Source organism: Bradyrhizobium glycinis (assembly GCF_016031655.1).
Classification (GTDB): Bacteria; Pseudomonadota; Alphaproteobacteria; order Rhizobiales; family Xanthobacteraceae; genus Bradyrhizobium; species Bradyrhizobium glycinis.
This window is the reverse complement of the sequence record NZ_JACCHQ010000001.1, coordinates 284,627-301,066: the sequence shown is the minus strand read 5'-3', so window position 1 is coordinate 301,066 and position 16,440 is coordinate 284,627. Positions and strand designations below refer to the sequence as shown.

The following is a 16,440-nucleotide window of genomic DNA, read 5'->3' as shown; positions in this document are numbered from 1 at the left end:
AACATGAAACAAGGACTGGGCTATCTGGCGCTGCCGCTGCTGATGGCGGCCGCATTCACGAATGGGGCACGCGCCGACGGCGAGACCATCGCCGTCTTCACCAAGAACCAGACCAACCCGTTCTTCCAGACGGTGCGGGTCGGCGCCGACAACATGGCGAAGACGCTGAACGCGAAAACGCTGCAGTACATCCCGACCAAGCCGGACTCGATTCCCGAGCAGCTCAGCCAGATCGAGGACGTCGTTGTGAAGAAGCCAAGCGCGATCGTGTTCACGCCCGTCGACTACAAGGCGATGGTCCCTGGGGTCGAGAAGATCAACGAAGCCAAGATCCCGGTCGTCAACATCACCGACCGTTCTGCTGGCGGCAAGTTCCTGTCCTTCGTCGGCGCCGACGATTACAGCCTTGGGCTGGAGACCGCGCGTTTCCTGCTCAAGACGCTCGGCGGCAAGGGCAACATCGTCATCATCGAAGGCGTCAAGGGCTCGCTGACCAATGTCGACCGCGTGCGCGGCTTCAACGACGCGCTGAAGGAAGCGCCCGGCGCCAAGCTGCTGGCCTCGCAGCCCGGCAATTATCAGCGGCTCCAGGCGCTCCAGGTCATGGAGAATTTGATGCAGTCGAATTCGCAGATCGACGGCGTGTTGGCGGCCAACGATGCCATGGCGGTCGGCGCGATCGAAGCGCTCGACGGCGCCAACCGCAAGGCGCAGGTGATCGGCATCAACGGCACCAAGGAGGCGATCGACGCGATCAAGTCCGGCAAGCTGCTCGCCAGCGGCGACTACAACGGATTTGCGCAAGGCTGCCTCGGCACCATGATGGCGATCCGCGCCTTGCGCAACCAGCCCGTCATCAGCGAGATCGTGCTGAAGCCGACCGTGATCACCAAGGACAATTACGGGCCGTTCGACGTGCCGCTGGAGCAGCGGACCTGTCCGACCTTCGAGGACGCCGGCAAGCTCAGCGCGAAGTAGACGACGCGACCACACCAAACCCGGACGGCCGCAGCCCGCGGCCGTCCCAAGAAGCTAAGCAAGAACGGAGACACCATGCTGTTCGCCATTCACGCCGTCGACCGCGCCGGCGCGTTGCCGACCCGGCTCGCCAATTACGATGCCCACAAGGCTTTCCTCAGCGACACCTCGCGGTTCGGCGTCAAGATCGTGATGTCGGGACCACTCGTCTCCGACGATGGCCAGAGCATGATCGGTAGCCTGTTCCTGATCGAGGCTCCCGGCCGCGCCGAGGTCGAAGCTTTCAACCGTACAGATCCCTTTGCCGCGGCCGGCATCTGGGAAAAGGTCACGATCACCGGCTTCCTGCGCCGGCGGGGATGAGCTCGTACGGCACTTCGTCGAGGTGACAGGCCACCCACTGCTCGGCTCCGACCGCGCGCAGCGTCGGCTCCTCGCTCCGGCAGCGGTCGAACACGAACGGGCAACGGGTGTGGAAGCGACATCCCTTCGGCGGATTGATCGGGCTCGGCACGTCGCCCTTGAGGATGATGGGATTGCGCTGGGCTCCGGGCTCCGGAAGCGGCACGGCCGAAAGCAGCGCCTTGGTGTAGGGATGCCTCGGCGCGGCGAAGATCTCGCGGCGCGGCGCCACCTCGACGATCTTGCCGAGATACATCACCGCTACGCGGTGCGTCATGTGCTCGACGATGGCGAGATCGTGGCTGATGAACAGCAGCGCGAGGCCGAACTCGCGTTGGAGATCCTGCAGTAGATTGACGATCTGCGCCTTGACTGAAACGTCGAGCGCGGAAACCGCCTCGTCGCAGACGATCAGCTCGGGCTCGGCCGCAAGCGCCCGCGCGATACCGATGCGCTGACGCTGGCCGCCGGAGAATTCGTGCGGCCTGCGGTTCAGGGCCTCGCGCGGCAGGCGCACCGTGTCCATCAGCGATGTGACACGGACCTCGAGATCCTCTGCGGACTTGGCGAGGTCGAAATTGCGGATCGGCTCGGCGAGAATGTCGCGCACGCGCATGCGCGGATTGAGGCTGGAGAACGGATCCTGGAATACGACCTGCACGCGGCGGCGCATCTGGCGCATCGTGCCCGGCGCGGCGTCGTCGATCCTCTGGCCATCGAGGATGACCTGGCCCGAGGTGATCTCGAACAGCCGCAAAACGGCGCGGCCGACCGTTGATTTTCCGCAGCCGGACTCGCCGACCAGCGACAGCGTCTCGCCGCGCGCGATCTCGAAGGAGACGCCGTCCACCGCGTAGACGAATTCGGACTTGCGGCCGAACAGGCCGCGCTTGACCGGAAAATGCTTCTTGAGGTCGTTGACCTGGAGCAGCGGAGGACTCATGCCGCGACGGCCCCCTTGGCAGCGTAATGGCAGGCGGCGACGTGGCGCGGGCCCTTCTCTTCCAGTCCCGGCGCATATTGCCTGCAGACATCGGTCGCAAGCGCACAGCGGCCGGCGAAGACGCATCCGGTGATCGGCTTGCGGAGATCAGGGACCTGCCCAGGAATCTCGGCAAGGCGGGTCGCGGTGCCCGCGAGCGAGGAGCCGAGCTTCGGCACTGCGCCAAGCAGGCCCTGCGTATAGGGATGACGTGGCGAACGGAACAGCTCGGCCACCGCATGCCGCCGGACAGCTGGTGCGGATACTCGCCAACGCGCCGTTTCGGCTCGGGAATGCCGACCAGCGTGAGCATCTCGACCGCGTGCGCCTCCGCCGCCTGCTTGTCGAGGCCCTGATGGATCATCAAGGTCTCGCGGATCTGGCGGCCGACGGTGAGCACCGGGTTCAGGCTCGTCATCGGTTCCTGAAAGATCATCGAGATGTCGTTGCCGCGGATCGCGCGCATCTCGCGGTCGGACAGTTTCAGGAGATCCTTGCCGGCGAAGCGGATGCTGCCTGCGATCCGGCCCGGCGGCTCCGGAATCAGCCGCATCAAGGACATCGACGTCACCGACTTGCCGCAGCCGGATTCGCCGACGATGGCGAGCGTCTCACCCTCGTTGACATGGAAGGATACCCCGTCAACCGCGCGGTTGATGCCGCCGGGCGTGCGGAAATGGGTTTGGAGGTTCTCGACTTCGAGCAAAGCCATCGCAATCAGCCTCGATCCATCAGAGACTCTTGGCCATGCGCGGGTCGAGCGCATCGCGAAGGCCGTCGCCGAGCAGATTCACGGCGAGCACGGTGACGGACAGGAACGCCGCCGGGAAGAACACGATGTAGGGCTTCACCTGCCACAGCGCGCGGCCCTCGGCCATGATGTTGCCCCAGGACGGGATGGTCGGCGGCGTGCCGGCGCCGATGAAGGACAGGATCGCCTCGGTGATCATGGCGCTGGCGCAGATATAGGTCGCCTGGACCAGCATCGGCGCAACCGTGTTGGGCAGGATATGGCGCAGGATGATCATCGGCGTGCGGGTGCCGCAGGCCACCGCCGCGTCCACATAGGGCTGTTCGCGCAACGACAGCACCACGCTGCGGACGAGGCGCGAGACGCGCGGGATCTCGGCGATGGTGATCGCCAGGATGACATTGCCGACGCTGCCACGGCGCGCGGGTACGCTTGGCGGGCGCAAGCGCGGTCGGGTCGACCGTGCCGAGGTAAGGCGCAAAGATCGCGATCAGCACCAGCATCAGCAGCAGCGCGCCGCCGATCGCGACGGTCGGATGGCCGCGCAGGAGGCCGACGAAGCCGCGCCGTATCCTGACCGGCCGCAGGATCTCGGGCAGTTGCGGCGCGACGACCAGGCCGGCCGGAAGCGATTGCGGGTTGACGGTGGTGTCGGTCAATAGCGGATCCTCGGGTCAACGAGCGTGTAGACGACGTCGATCATCAGATTGACGAGGACGTAGACGAAGCTGAACAGCAGCACGATGCCCTGGATCACCGGGTAGTCACGGCGCAGGATGGCGTCGATGGTGAGGCGGCCGAGACCGGGGATCGCGAACACGCTCTCGGTCACGACCGCGCCGCCGATCAGGAGCGCGATGCCGATCCCGATCACGGTGACGATCGGCACCGCCGCGTTCTTCAGGGCATGGATGAACAGGATGCCGCCCTGCCCGAGGCCCTTGGCCTTGGCGGTGCGGATATAGTCCTGCTGCAGCACTTCGAGCATGGCGGCCCGTGTGATGCGTGCGACCAGCGCGATATAGACGCAGCCGAGCGCGACCGCCGGCAGGATCAGGTTTTCCAGCCACGGCCAGAAACCCTGGGCCCGCGGCGTGTAGCCCTGCACCGGCAGCCATTCCAGCTCCAGCGCGAAGATGTAGGCGAGCATGTAGCCGACCACGAAGACGGGCAGCGAGAAGCCGAACACGGCAAAGCCCATGATGACGCGATCGATCAGGCTGCCGGCCTTCCATGCCGCCACCACGCCGAGCGGCACCGCCACCACGATCGTGAGCAGCAGCGTGACGATCATCAGCGACAGCGTCGGTCCGAGACGCTGCCCGATCATCGCCGAGACCGGCAGGTTGGTGAAGATCGAGGTGCCGAGATCGCCGTGCAGGATGCGCCAAACCCAGCTTCCGAACTGGACCAGGAAGGGCCGGTCGAGGCCGAGGCTCTGGCGAATGCGCTCCACATCCTCCGGGCTCGCCTGGTCGCCCGCGATCACCACGGCCGGATCACCGGGCGCGATGTAGAGCAGGCTGAACACGAACAGCGCGACGATGGCCATGACTGGCAAGGTCGCGACGATGCGACGGAGGATGTAGGAGAGCATCTGGCCTCAGCGCGCGATCATGCGGACTTCGACACGCCCCAGAAGAACGGCAGCGGTCCCTTGGCAACGCCGGAGACGTTCTTGCGCCACGCGGTGTAGCTCAGGAAGAAACCGGTCGGCGCGTAGACGACGTCATCGATCGCCGCCTTGTTGAGGCGGCCGATGGCGGCCTTCTCCTCGTCGATGTTCTTGGCCTCGAACCACGAGGCGACCTCCTTTTCGGTGGCCGCGCTGGTGGGCCAGCCGAACCAGGCCTTGTCGCCGTTAGCACGAATGGCGGTGTAGGGAGCCGGATTGACGCAATCCGCGCCTGCGTGCCAGGTGTGGAACATGTTCCAGCCGCCCTGTCCCGGAGGCGTCTTCTGCGCGCGGCGGGAGCCGACCGTGCCCCAATCGGTTGCGACGAAGTCGACATTCATGCCGAGCTTCTTGAGAAGGTCGGCGGTGACGTCGCCCATCGCCTTGGTGATTGGCTGGTCCTGCGCCACGAGGCACGTCACCGGCTGGCCGGAATAACCGCTCTCGGCGAGCAGCTTCTTGGCGGCGTCCAGATCGCGCTTGCCCTTCAGGATCTCGCCGCCCACTTCGGTGTAGAGCGGCGTATCCGGCGTGAAGTAGCCGGGCAGCGGCTTCCACAGCGAATTGTCATCGCCGACGATCGCGCGCATGTAGTCTTCCTGGCTGAGCGCCATCAGCACGGCACGCCGCGCCTTGACGTCGTTGAACGGCGGATAGAGGAAGTTCATGCGGAACGAGCCGATATTGCCGAGGGGATCGCCGATATCGACGTTGATGTTCTTGTTCTTCTTCAGAACCGGAACGAGATCCGCGATCGGGTTCTCCCACCAGTCGATCTCGCCGTTCTGCAACGCGGCCGCCGCGGTTGCCGGATCCGGCATGATCACCCACTCGATGCGGTCGACCATCACCTGCTTGCCACCGGCCAGCCATGACGACTTCTCCTGCCGCGGTGAATAGTCGGCGAATTTCTCGAACACGGCCTTCGCACCGGGGACCCACTCGCTCTTGGCGAACTTCAGCGGACCGGAGCCGATATATTCAGAAATCTGCTTGAACGGATCGGTCTGCGCGATGCGCTCCGGCATGATGAAGCTGCAAGGCGAATTGTTCTTGCCGAGCGCGTAGAGCAATTTCGGGAAGGGCTGCTTCAGCACCCATTTGAAGGTGCGGTCGTCGACGGCCGTGAGCTCCTGCTGGAGCGCCTTGATCATCAGGCCCATCGGATCGCGCGCCGACCAGCGCGTCAGGCTTGCCACCACGTCCTTGCTGAGCACCGGCTCGCCATCGTGGAACTTGAGGCCGGGCCGCAGCTTGAACGTCCACGTGGTGCCGTCGTCGGTCACTTCCTCGGACTCGACCATCTGCCGCTGCGGCCGGAACGAGGAATCGATGCCGTAGAGCGTGTCCCAGACCATCGCGGCGGCATTGCGCACGACATATTGCGTGCCCCAGATCGGATCGAAATTGGCGAGATTGGCCTGAGGCACGAAACGCAGGGTGCGCGCCGCGGCACCCTGGGCGATCGCCGGGGCCGACAGGCCACCCGTCAACGCCAAGCTGCCCGCGCCAGCCAATCCCTTCAATACCGTCCTGCGATCCATGAAGTCCTCCCAGAAATGCCGTGATGCCAGCTGTTCATTGGCAAAGGGCAAGTGAAACCGAACCCATTTGCAAGCAAATGGTATGCCACTAAATGCGGCTTCGCCAGCGGGATCTCACCGCCATTTGGGCTGATCCCGGCCTCAAAGAGCGGCCGCCAGCGTCGGCCCGGTCTCGATGTGGGGGATCGCCTCGACCAGTTTGCGCGTGTAGTCGGTCTTTGGATTATCGAACAGCGCCCGGCTCTCGCCCTGCTCCACGATGCCGCCGTTGCGCAGCACGATGGTGCGGTCGCACAGCATGCGCACGACGTTGAGATCATGGCTGACGAACAGCAGCGCAATGTCGTTCTCGCGCCTGAGGCGATCGAGCAGTTGCAGCACCACCGCCTGCACCGAGACGTCGAGCGCGGCGGTCGGCTCGTCCAGCACCAGAAGCCGCGGCCGGCAGGCGATGGCGCGGGCAATGCCGACGCGGGCCTTCTGCCCGCCGGAGAGCTGATGCGGAAACCGCGGCAACAGATCGAGCGGCAGCCCGACCCGCTCGGCGCATTCTTCCACCCGTTTGCGCAGCGCCTCGCCCGCGCGCATGCCGTCGAGCCGCATCAAGGGATGGGCGATGCAATCGAACGCCGTGAAGCGCGGGTTGAGGCTCTCGTTCGGGTCCTGAAAGACCATCTGGATGTCTTTGCGCAACGGCGAGCGGTGGAAATCGCGCGCCGCCACGTGCCCGATCGACTGCCCGTCGAACACGATGTCGCCCTCGCTCGGATCGATCAGGCGGCAGATCATGCGCGAGGTTGTGCTCTTGCCCGAGCCGGATTCGCCGACGAGCCCGACGCTCTCGCCGCCCGCCATCGTCATCGAGAAGTCGGCCACCGCGGCAGAGCCCTGATCGAAACGCTTGGCGAGCTTCCGCACTTCCAGGAGCGGCGGCGTGCCATGCGCTCGCTCCTGCCTGGGCTTGGTGACGACAGTGGCGTAACGCTCGCGCTCCTCCTCCGTCACGAGATCTTCGATCCGCGACGTCGCCGTGGGCGACGCCGCAACCAGGCGCCTCGTATAGGCGTGCTGCGGCGCGCTGAAGAGAATACTGGGGCTCGCCTCCTCGACGATGCGGCCGCGCTCCATCACGGCGATACGGCGGCAATAGCGCGCCGCAAGGCCAAGGTCGTGCGTGATCAGGATCGTGGCCATGCCTCGCGCGGCCGCAATGTCCGCCAGGAGATCCATCACCACCTTCTGAGTGGTGACGTCGAGGCCGGTGGTCGGCTCGTCCGCAATCAACAGCGCAGGATTGCAGGAGATCGCGATCGCGATCATGACGCGCTGGCACATGCCGCCGGAGAGCTCGTGCGGATAGGCGTTCATCCGCGCCTCGGGATCGCGGATCTGAACGGCGCGCAGCAACTCCAGCGCCTCGGCACGCGCGGCCTCTTTCGAGATACGCTTGTGGGTGAGGATCGCGTCCGCGATCTGCAGGCCGATCGCGCGGATCGGATTGAGCGCCGCCCGCGGATTCTGGAAGATCATCGACATCGCCGCGCCCTGCAGCTGTCGCAGATCATCGCCGCGGAGCTTGGTGACGTCCTGCCCGCGGAAAAGGATCTTGCCGCCGGTGACGCGGCCGGCTGCATCGAGCAGGCGCGTCGTCGCAAATCCGGTGACCGATTTGCCCGAGCCGCTCTCGCCGACGAGGCCGAGCATCTCTCCGGCCTTCACCGTGAGCGTAACGCCGCGCACGGCCTCGACCGTTCCCCGCCGCGTCGAGAACGCGACGTGGAGGTCGTCGATCCTGAGCAGGTCCTCGCTCATGTGCGCATCCGGGGATCGAGAATGTCCCGCATCCCGTCGCCGAGGAGGTTGAAGCACAGCACCGCCAGCATCAGCGCAAGGCCGGGAAAGGCCACCAGCCACCACCGTCCGGTCGAGATGAAGCGCGCCCCTTCCGCGACCATGATGCCCCATTCCGGCGTCGGCGGCTTGACGCCGAGGCCGATGAAGGACAGGCCGGCGGCATTGAGAATGGCCCAGCCCAGATTGAGCGAGATCTGCACCGCCATCGCCGGCAGGATGTTCGGCAGCAGGAAGCGCAGCACCACCGAGAAATGGCTCTCGCCGCAGGCGCGCGCGGCCTCGACCCAGCCGACATTGCGGCGGACGTGGACCTCGGCGCGCGCGAAACGGATATAGAAAGGAAGATTGATGATCGCGGTCGCGATCACGATGTTCTCGATCCGATTGCCGAGAGCGGCGACCATCGCCATCGCCAGCACGAACAGCGGGAAGGCCATCATGACGTCGACGAAGCGGCCGACGGCACGATCGAGCCGTCCGCCGGCATAGCCGCAGAACGCGCCGACCACGGCGCCGATCACGAAGGAGATTCCGACCGCGGAGACTGCGATGGCAAGGTCGAGCCGTGCGGCGATGATGAGACGGCTGAACACGTCGCGGCCGAGCTGGTCCGTGCCGGCAATATGCGCCGCACTGGGCGGCAGCAAGGCCTCCGACACGTTCGAGGCGACGGGATCGTAGGGCACGATCCACGGTCCGAAGATCGCGACCAGGACGAACAGCATCACCCCGGCCGCGGCCACCGCCGTGAGCGGATTGCCGCGCAGGATCCAGACCGAATGGCGGAGTGTGCCGCTGGTCATTCGATCGACACCCTGGGATCGGCGATGCCGTAGCAGATGTCCACGACGAGATTGACCAGCACGAACAGGCTGGCCATCAGCAGCACGAAGCCCTGCACCGGCGCATAGTCGGACGATAGCAGCGCGTCGAGCGCGTAGGAGGCCACGCCCGGCCAGGAGAACACCTTCTCCACCAGCACGTTGGCGCCCAGCATGGTCGAGAACACGATGCCGGCGATGGTGATAACCGGCAGGATCGCGTTGCGCAGCGCATAGGTGACGACCACCTTGCGCCAGGACAATCCGACTGAGCGCGCGGTGCGCACGAAATCACTGCCGAGCGAGACCAGCATCGAGGCGCGGGTGATCCGCGCCAGCGGCGCGATCACGAACAGCGCCATGCTCACCGCCGGCAGGATCAACTGCCTGCAGGCTGCCCACCAGCCCTCGAAGTCGCCGGCGAGCAGGAAATCGATCGAGAGGAAGCCGGTGCGCTGCGGCGGCAACGAGGTGAAGACGTCGATGCGCCCGGTCGGATCAGGGGCCAGCCCGAACAGATAGTAGAAGACGTAGATCAAGAGCAGGCCCGAGACGAAGGTCGGCACGCAGACGCCGAGCGCGCAGAACAGCCGCACGCCGTGATCGATGATCGATCCCGGCCGCAGCGCCGCCAGCACCCCGAGCGGCACGGCCGCGATCAGCGCGATCAGCAGTGCGGCGAAGGTGAGCTCCAGCGAAGCCGGTAATCGCTCGCGCAGATCCTTCAGCACCGGCTGCCCCGTCATCATCGAGCGCCCGAGATTGCCGCGGCCGATGTCGGAGAGGTAGAACACGAGCTGCTCCGGCACGGATTTGTCGAGCCCCATCTGCTTGCGAATCTGCTCGATCTCCTCCTTGCCGGCATTGGGCCCCGAAGCGAAGAACACCGCGGGGTCGCCGGGCAGGACGCGCATCAACAGGAAGGTGAAAACCAGCACACCGAACAGCGCCGGCAGCGACGACAAGAGCCGCCTGCCCGCCCGCACCATCGTTGCACCAAGACCGGTCGTCACCATTCAGTGTCCCTGCTGGCCGCGGATGTCACTTGCGGCTGATATCGCGATAATCCACCTGGCGATGGAACTCGTAAGTGTAGCCTTCGATCGACGGCGCCATCACCGCGTCCTGATTGGGTTGCCACAGCATGATCTGCGGCATCAGGTCGAAATGCATCGCGTTGAGCTTGCGGCCGGCTTCCTCGTACTTGGTCTTATCCGGCTCGAAGCGGGCCTCCTGCGCAATCGCGGCAAGGTCGGGGTTGTTGATCGAAGAGTAATTCCAGCGCTGACTGCCGGTGTAGAAGTTGCGGTAGAAATAGTCGGTCGAGGGCAGCCAGGCGACGATACCTTCGGTGAAGAACGGCAGCTTCTTCTCGTTGATCTGCGTCGACATCTGCGCGTCCGGCAGCTTCTGGATGTCGACCTTGATGCCGATCTTGGCGAGCGATTCCTTGACGAGGGCGGCCATCGGCTCGGCGGTCGCGGCCTGGCCGACATTGAAGCTGAAGGTGGTCGAGAAGCCTTCGGGAAGACCGGCGGCTTTGAGGTATTCCCTGGCCTTGTCGAGATCGAGCTTCAGCGGCTGCTGGAACGGATAGATACCGTTCGCCGGCTTGCCGTCCGCCCAGGTCGCGCCGAATAGCGGCGAACCGCGGCCGAACAGCGCCGCCTTGAACATGTCCTCATAGGGCAGCGCGTAAGCGATGGCGCGGCGGACATTGACGTTGTCGAAGGGCGGGATCTGGTTATTCATCGAGACGTAGGTGATCGCATTGTATTGCGGCGTCGAGATCACCTTGAGCTTGCCCTTGGCCTCCAGCGACTGCACGTCGCTCGCCTGCAGGTCGAGCACGAGATCGGCATCGCCGCGCTCGACGAGGTTGGCGCGGGTCGCAGGCTCCGGCACGGATTGTATGATGACGCGCTTGAAGAACGCCGGCTTGCCGGGCGATCCGCGGTTCCAGGCCTCATTGCGCTTGATGATCACCTGCTCGCCCGGCTTGAAGCTCTCGACCGCGTAGGCGCCGCTGCCGGCGGTGTGCTCCTTCAGCCAGGCCGTGGCCCAGGGATCGTCGGCCGTCGCGTGCTCCTTCGCCACTTTCGAGTTGATGATCATCGGATAGACGGTGGCGAGATTGGGCAGCGCAAGCTTGTCGGGTTTCGGAAGCGTCACCTCGATGGTGAGCGGATCGATCACCTTGAACTGGTCGGCCGACGTCAGCGAGCCCGTCAGCAGCTGCGCCTTGCCGAGGATCGGCGCGGTGACGCAGCGGTCGAGCGACCACTTGACGTCTTCGGCCGTGACCGGCGAGCCGTCCTGGAACTTTGCATCTTTGCGCAGGCGGAAGGTGATCTTCAGGCCGTCGGGACTGACGTCGTAGGATTCCGCGAGCTCGCCGGTGATCGTGTCGAGGTCGAACACCCATTTGCCATTGAGCTGCTTGCGGCCGAATGCCACCAGCCGGTCATAGGTGCTCATGCTCAGCGCGAAGGATTCGCGGGTCGAGCCGGGAATGTTGGGATCGAGCGTGTTGACGGATGCGCCGGTGACGTAACGCAATGTCTCTGCCCGCGTTTGCGCTTGCGACGGCGCGGCGGCGATGAGCAACAGCGCGGTGGTAGCGAGAACTGAGGTCGCCAGTCTGAAAGACACAAAACGCATTGGTTTTTCCCTGAATTTCGAGCGAGAACGCCAGCAAGGCAAGTTCAGAAGGAAGCAAGTTGCGCGCCAGTCCGATCGGACATTTCGAGGGGCGCGACGTCGCGACGGCGCATGGGTGATCACAGCGATTCCCCCATTTCTCGCGCCTGACGCGTCACCACGGCCTGCGGCACGTCATAGGCGCTGAGCGAAGCCCAGTGGCATTCGATGTCGGCGCGAAACAGGCCGCGCGTCAGGCCGTGGACCAGCTTTGGAACGGCGGTCGTCATCGCATTGATCGACGATCCCGACGGACCGAAGCTCATGGTGGAGGCGATGGCGAAGAGATGGATATCGGAGATCCACGGCGTCTTTCCCGGCACGCGCTCAGTGAAGGAATAGTCGTCGGCGAGATAGGGAAAGCGGCCAAGCCGTTCGTTGCGTTCGTTTTCCGGCGGCTGGTAGCGGTCGGCCCAGGTGGCGATGTTGCCGGCACATTGGGCGAGCTCGCCGCGGCCGGCAAAGTTCATGTCGATGCCGGTGCCGCAGATGATGAAATCGGCGGTGATGGCGCCGCGTGGCGTCCGGAGTTCAACGCCTTTGCCGGTCTTGCGCGCGGCTTCGACCGGCGCAGCCTCGTGCAGTGTAAAATTGGCGTGACGCGCGCAGCGATCATAGGTCGGTTGCGGAAATCCTTCCCGCATCTCGAGGATCTTGCGCATGAAGCGCCAGCGCCAGGCATCGTCGAGATCACTGAGATGACGCAGGAAGCCGCGGAACGTCAGCCAGCGATAGGGCTGGATCAGTTGGATCTGGGCACGGCGACACAAAAGGTGCACCTCGGCGGCCCCCGCCTCCAGCGCAGTCGCCGCATTGTCGAAGGCGGAGGCGCCGGCACCGATGACGGCCACGCGCTTGCCGCGCAGGCTTGCGAAATCGATGTCGTCGGCGACGGTCGCAACTGAGCTCGCCGGCAGATCCACCAGCTGCTCCGGAATCATCCAACCGCCCATACCCTCCTGCCCCGTCGCCAGCACGATCTTGCGGGCATGGAGCGTTTCGACCTCTCCTGCCAGCTTCACGCGCGCAGCGAGGAGGCCGTCAGCCGCCGGCGCGATCTCCAGCAGCTCGCAAGCGTTGCGTACGGGTAAGCCGACTATGCGACGTAGCCAGAGCAGATACTCCGCCCAATGCTCGCGCGCGATCAGGCCGAGCTCCTGCCAGCTCGCCTTGCCGAAGCGGGCCTCGTGCCAGGATTGGTAAGTCAGGCTCGGGATATCGAGATCCGGGCCTGTGTAGTCCTTCGGGCTGCGTAGCGTCGGCATCCGGGCATAGGTGAGCCACGGGCCTTCCTTCCCCTCCTCGGCCTTGTCGATCAGCAGGATGTTGCTGACGCGCGAGCGCAGCAGGCCGAAGCCGATGGCAATGCCGGACTGACCAGCGCCGATGATGAGAACATCCAGCGCCGGCTTGCTGTCTGGCCCCGTCTTCGGCTCGAGCCACGCCGCGCCGGGATGCGCGATCCGAGCGAGATCGGCGTGAATGTCGGCTTCGAGCTGGGTGAGCGCCTCATTCATGCCGCGAGCCAGCCTCCGTCGACCACCATCACGGTGCCGGTCGTGAACGACGAGGCATCGCTGGCGAGATGCAGCGCGGTCTGCGCGATCTCCTCGGCCTGACCGAATCGCTTCATGGCGTGACGGTTGCGCGAGGCTTCACGCACTTGCTCGGAATTGGCGTGACGGGCAAAGCTGCGGCGAAGCATCGGCGTGTCGATCGCGCCGGGCGCGATCGCGTTGACACGGATGCCGTCCGTTGCGAAATCCACTGCCATGGTCCGCGTCAGGCTGATGATCGCGCCCTTGGCGGCGATATAGGCGCTGTTGCCCTTGCCGCCGGCAATGGCGAGCTGCGAGGCCAGTGTGATGATTGAGCCGCTGTTCTGCCGCTGCATCTGCGGCACCGCGGCCCGCGCCCACAGCCAGGTGCCGCCGACATTGGCGCGGAACACCGCATCCCAGTCTTTCAGGCTCGTCGTCAGCACCGTGCCGCCGCAGGAGAAGCCGGCTGCCGTCATCAGGATATCGAGCCGGCCGTGCCGGGCCACGACGTCACCGACAACGGTCTCGGCGAAGACGGCATCGCCGACATCGCCGACATGCATCGTTGCTTCGCTGACCAGGCTCAGCGTTTCCTGAAGGCCCGCGGCATCACGATCGACCAGCGCGAGGCGCGCGCCCTCCTCCGCGAACAGTTTTGCGCTGGCGCGGCCAATGCCCGAGCCCGCGCCGGTGATGACGGCCGTGCGCCCCTGCAGCCGCATGTCAGATCCCCTCCTTGTGCTGCATCCACCAGGCGCTCATCGCGGCTGCCGACTCCGCGCAGCCGAACCGCGCGCGCCAGCCGAATTCGTCGGCCATCCGCGCGACCGAGAGCGGCGCGCGATCGCCACCATGGAGCTTGATGAAGGTCTTCTCGCCCGGCTTCGCCAGGCGACACTCCAATCCGGGATGCAGCGCCGCGAACGACTCGCCCCATTGCAGCGCCGACCAGGCCACGCCGCTGGAGATATTGTAGAGCCGATGCCGCGGCCGCTCGGCCTCGATCAGCACGGCGACGGCTTCGGCGGCGTCTGGCGCGTAGGTCCAATCCTTGATGCCGGGCGCAGGAAGCAGCGCCGGCTCGCCGCGCGTGAACTCCGCGAGAATCTGAAACTGGAGGCTCGGCGTGTCGCGCACAGAGCCGGGCCGCTCCCACGGGCCGAACACCGCGCTGAGCCGCACGCTCAGGAAATCGCCGCCAAAGAGCTCGGCATGGCGCGCGACGGAGCGTTCCGAGGTGAACTTGCTGATGGCGTAGAATGAAACGGGATCGCAGGGCGTTTCCTCGTCGAGGACCTCAAACCGCTCGCCCGATGCGCCGTAAGCCGATGCCGACGAGAGATTGACGGCGCGGCGAACGCGATGGCGGATCGCGGCTTGCAGGATCGGGATCTGCGCCATAACGTTGATCTCGAGAACGCGCGCCGGCGATGCCCGCTCAAGCTCATTGCCGGCCGTGACCGCCGCGCCGAGCACGATCGCATCGCAACCCTTTGCGATAAGGGCATCGATGATGTCGGCGTCGGTGATATCGCCCTGCACGTTCGTGAGCCGAGCGCCGTAGTCAGCCAGAGATCGCTGCGCACTCGCCGGCAACGCCGCCCGGTCATACAGCGTCACCTCGTGCCCACGCGCGAGCAGCACCTCGGCGAGATTGAGGCCGACAAAGCCGGTGCCGCCGAAGATGACGATCCTCATCGCGCGCGATCCACCATCACAGCAGCTTTGCCCCAAAATTCCGCTCGGGATCCATGTCGGCAACCAGCCGGCCGGTCGGCCTGGCCGCCTCGCCGCCGCTGCGCGCCAGGAATTTTCCGCTGCCGGCGCTCGCGAGGCACTTGTTGCCCTCGATGATCACGCCGCCGCGCGAGAGCACCGACACCGGCCAGCCCTTGAGCTTGCGGCCCGCGAACGGCGTGTAACCGGCGAGGTCGTGCATCATCTCGTCGGCGATGGTGACCTCGCGGTTTGGATCCCAGATCGCGATATCGGCGTCGGCGCCGACCGCGATCGAGCCCTTGCGCGGATGCAGGTTGTAGATCCTTGCCGGCGCGGTCGCGGTCAGCTCGACGAATTTCTCCAGGCCGAGCCGTCCCTTCGACACCATCGCGTCGAACAAGAGCGGCAGCCGCAGCTCGAGGCCCGGCAGGCCGTTGGCGACCTGCTTGAAGTTGGGATTGGGGCCGGCGCGCAGCTTGCCGGTCTCGTCATAGCGATAGGGAGCATGATCCGACGAGATGGTCTGGAGATCGCCGAGCGAGAGCGCCTGCCAAAGCGCCTCCTGATCGGCATGCGTGCGCGGCGGCGGGCTGCACATCCATTTGGCGCCCTCAGCTCCGGGCTTGTCGAGATCAGCAGCGGTCAGGAACAGGTATTGCGGGCAGGTCTCGGCGAAGACCTTGAGCCCCTGCCCGCGCGAGTCGCGGATCACCTTGGCGCCCTCGGCTGTCGAGACATGGAAGATCATGATCGGCTGGTCGATCAGCGCCGCCATGCCGATCAGCCGGGTGAAGGCTTCCGCCTCCGAGACGCGGGCGTGGCTGACGGCGTGGTATTTCGGCATGGTGTAGCCGCGTGCGAGCAGGCGCTTCACCATCCAAGCGATGATGCCGTGGTTTTCGGCATGCGCACACAGCATCGCACCGGACTGGCGCGCCGCGAGCAGGATGTCGAGCAGCGGCTCGTCGTCGACCTTGAGGCGGTCGTAGGTCATGAAGATCTTGATCGAGGAATGGCCCTGCTTCACCAGCGCGGGAATGTGTTCCTCGACCGTCTCCTTGGTCGCGTCCGCAATGATCATGTGAAAGGCGTAGTCGATCACCGCACCCTTCTTCGCCAAAGCGTGATAATCCTCGACCACCTGTGGCAGCTTCATGCCGACATGTTGAGCCGCGAACGGAATCACCGTGGTGGTGCCGCCGAAGGCGGCAGAGACGGTGGCGCTCTCGAACGTATCGGCGTTCATGATGCCGGCGGCCGACAGCTGCTCGATATGGGCATGGCTGTCGACCCCGCCGGGCAGCACCAGCTTGCCGCGCGCGTCGATCTCGCGCTTTGCGGGCGGAAGCCCGCGGCCGATGGCCACAATGGTCTCACCGGAGATGGCGACGTCGGCCTCGAAGACGTCGGTCGTGGTGGCGACGCGGCCGCCGCGGATGATCAGGTCGTAAGCGGGTTCAGTCATGAGGCACT

General features: G+C 65.4%; 14 protein-coding genes and 2 pseudogenes. 3 read left to right on the top strand and 13 right to left on the bottom strand.

All coding sequences use genetic code 11. The annotated features are described in order from the left end of the window. The first annotated feature begins 3 nt into the window (after positions 1-3). Together HZZ16_RS01375 and HZZ16_RS01370 are read left to right on the top strand one after the other, a co-directional pair. Positions 4-978, top strand: a complete 975-nt coding sequence (locus HZZ16_RS01375) for a sugar ABC transporter substrate-binding protein (protein WP_197946694.1) — start codon at positions 4-6, stop codon at positions 976-978. Between the two features lie 75 nt (positions 979-1,053). Beyond that, positions 1,054-1,341, top strand: a complete 288-nt coding sequence (locus HZZ16_RS01370) for a YciI family protein (protein ID WP_197946692.1) — start codon at positions 1,054-1,056, stop codon at positions 1,339-1,341. Here HZZ16_RS01370 and HZZ16_RS01365 read toward each other — a convergent pair. From HZZ16_RS01365 to HZZ16_RS01355, 3 genes and pseudogenes are all read right to left on the bottom strand, one after another. After that, a complete protein-coding gene (locus tag HZZ16_RS01365; protein WP_197946690.1) occupies positions 1,313-2,323 on the bottom strand; it encodes an ABC transporter ATP-binding protein in 1,011 nt (336 codons plus the stop codon). The two genes, HZZ16_RS01370 and HZZ16_RS01365, sit on opposite strands and share 29 nt — an antisense overlap. Continuing rightward, a pseudogene (locus tag HZZ16_RS01360) lies at positions 2,320-3,074 on the bottom strand (ABC transporter ATP-binding protein). Before HZZ16_RS01360 ends, HZZ16_RS01365 begins: the two are co-directional and overlap by 4 nt. A 19-nt stretch (positions 3,075-3,093) precedes the next feature. Continuing rightward, positions 3,094-3,703 (bottom strand): annotated as a pseudogene (locus tag HZZ16_RS01355) (ABC transporter permease). Between HZZ16_RS01355 and HZZ16_RS37835 the strand changes: the two are divergent. Then, positions 3,650-3,775, top strand: coding sequence for a hypothetical protein (locus HZZ16_RS37835; RefSeq protein ID WP_283815747.1), 126 nt, complete (start codon positions 3,650-3,652; stop codon positions 3,773-3,775). The pseudogene HZZ16_RS01355 and the gene HZZ16_RS37835 sit on opposite strands and share 54 nt — an antisense overlap. On the opposite strand, the gene HZZ16_RS01350 is transcribed toward HZZ16_RS37835, so the two are convergent. From HZZ16_RS01350 to hydA, 10 genes are all read right to left on the bottom strand, one after another. Next, positions 3,769-4,710, bottom strand: a complete 942-nt coding sequence (locus HZZ16_RS01350) for an ABC transporter permease (protein ID WP_197946689.1) — start codon at positions 4,708-4,710, stop codon at positions 3,769-3,771. The genes HZZ16_RS37835 and HZZ16_RS01350 overlap by 7 nt on opposite strands. Positions 4,711-4,727: 17 nt before the next feature. After that, the gene (locus HZZ16_RS01345; RefSeq protein WP_197946688.1) at positions 4,728-6,332 is read right to left on the bottom strand and encodes an ABC transporter substrate-binding protein; all 1,605 of its coding nucleotides are present in this window, start codon (positions 6,330-6,332) and stop codon (positions 4,728-4,730) included. Between the two features lie 141 nt (positions 6,333-6,473). Further along, positions 6,474-8,144, bottom strand: coding sequence for a nickel ABC transporter ATP-binding protein NikE (nikE, locus tag HZZ16_RS01340; RefSeq protein ID WP_197946687.1), 1,671 nt, complete (start codon positions 8,142-8,144; stop codon positions 6,474-6,476). Continuing rightward, positions 8,141-8,989 carry an ABC transporter permease gene (locus HZZ16_RS01335; RefSeq protein ID WP_197946686.1) on the bottom strand — a complete coding sequence of 283 codons (849 nt, stop codon included), beginning with the start codon at positions 8,987-8,989 and terminating at the stop codon, positions 8,141-8,143. Before HZZ16_RS01335 ends, nikE begins: the two co-directional genes overlap by 4 nt. Then, on the bottom strand, positions 8,986-10,020 hold the full coding sequence (locus HZZ16_RS01330) for an ABC transporter permease (protein ID WP_197947254.1): 1,035 nt from the start codon (positions 10,018-10,020) through the stop codon (positions 8,986-8,988). Before HZZ16_RS01330 ends, HZZ16_RS01335 begins: the two co-directional genes overlap by 4 nt. 28 nt (positions 10,021-10,048) lie before the next feature. Beyond that, the gene (locus HZZ16_RS01325) at positions 10,049-11,668 is read right to left on the bottom strand and encodes an ABC transporter substrate-binding protein (RefSeq protein ID WP_197946685.1); all 1,620 of its coding nucleotides are present in this window, start codon (positions 11,666-11,668) and stop codon (positions 10,049-10,051) included. 119 nt (positions 11,669-11,787) lie between these two features. After that, a complete protein-coding gene (locus tag HZZ16_RS01320; protein WP_197946683.1) occupies positions 11,788-13,224 on the bottom strand; it encodes an NAD(P)-binding domain-containing protein in 1,437 nt (478 codons plus the stop codon). Further along, entirely contained in the window at positions 13,221-13,970 is a 750-nt protein-coding gene (locus HZZ16_RS01315; protein ID WP_197946681.1) for an SDR family oxidoreductase, read from the bottom strand. The genes HZZ16_RS01320 and HZZ16_RS01315 overlap by 4 nt, the downstream gene beginning before the upstream one ends. Before the next feature lies 1 nt (position 13,971). After that, positions 13,972-14,946, bottom strand: coding sequence for an NAD-dependent epimerase/dehydratase family protein (locus tag HZZ16_RS01310; protein ID WP_197946679.1), 975 nt, complete (start codon positions 14,944-14,946; stop codon positions 13,972-13,974). Positions 14,947-14,962: 16 nt separating this feature from the next. Next, the gene (hydA, locus tag HZZ16_RS01305) at positions 14,963-16,432 is read right to left on the bottom strand and encodes a dihydropyrimidinase (RefSeq protein ID WP_197946677.1); all 1,470 of its coding nucleotides are present in this window, start codon (positions 16,430-16,432) and stop codon (positions 14,963-14,965) included. Positions 16,433-16,440: the final 8 nt, after the last annotated feature.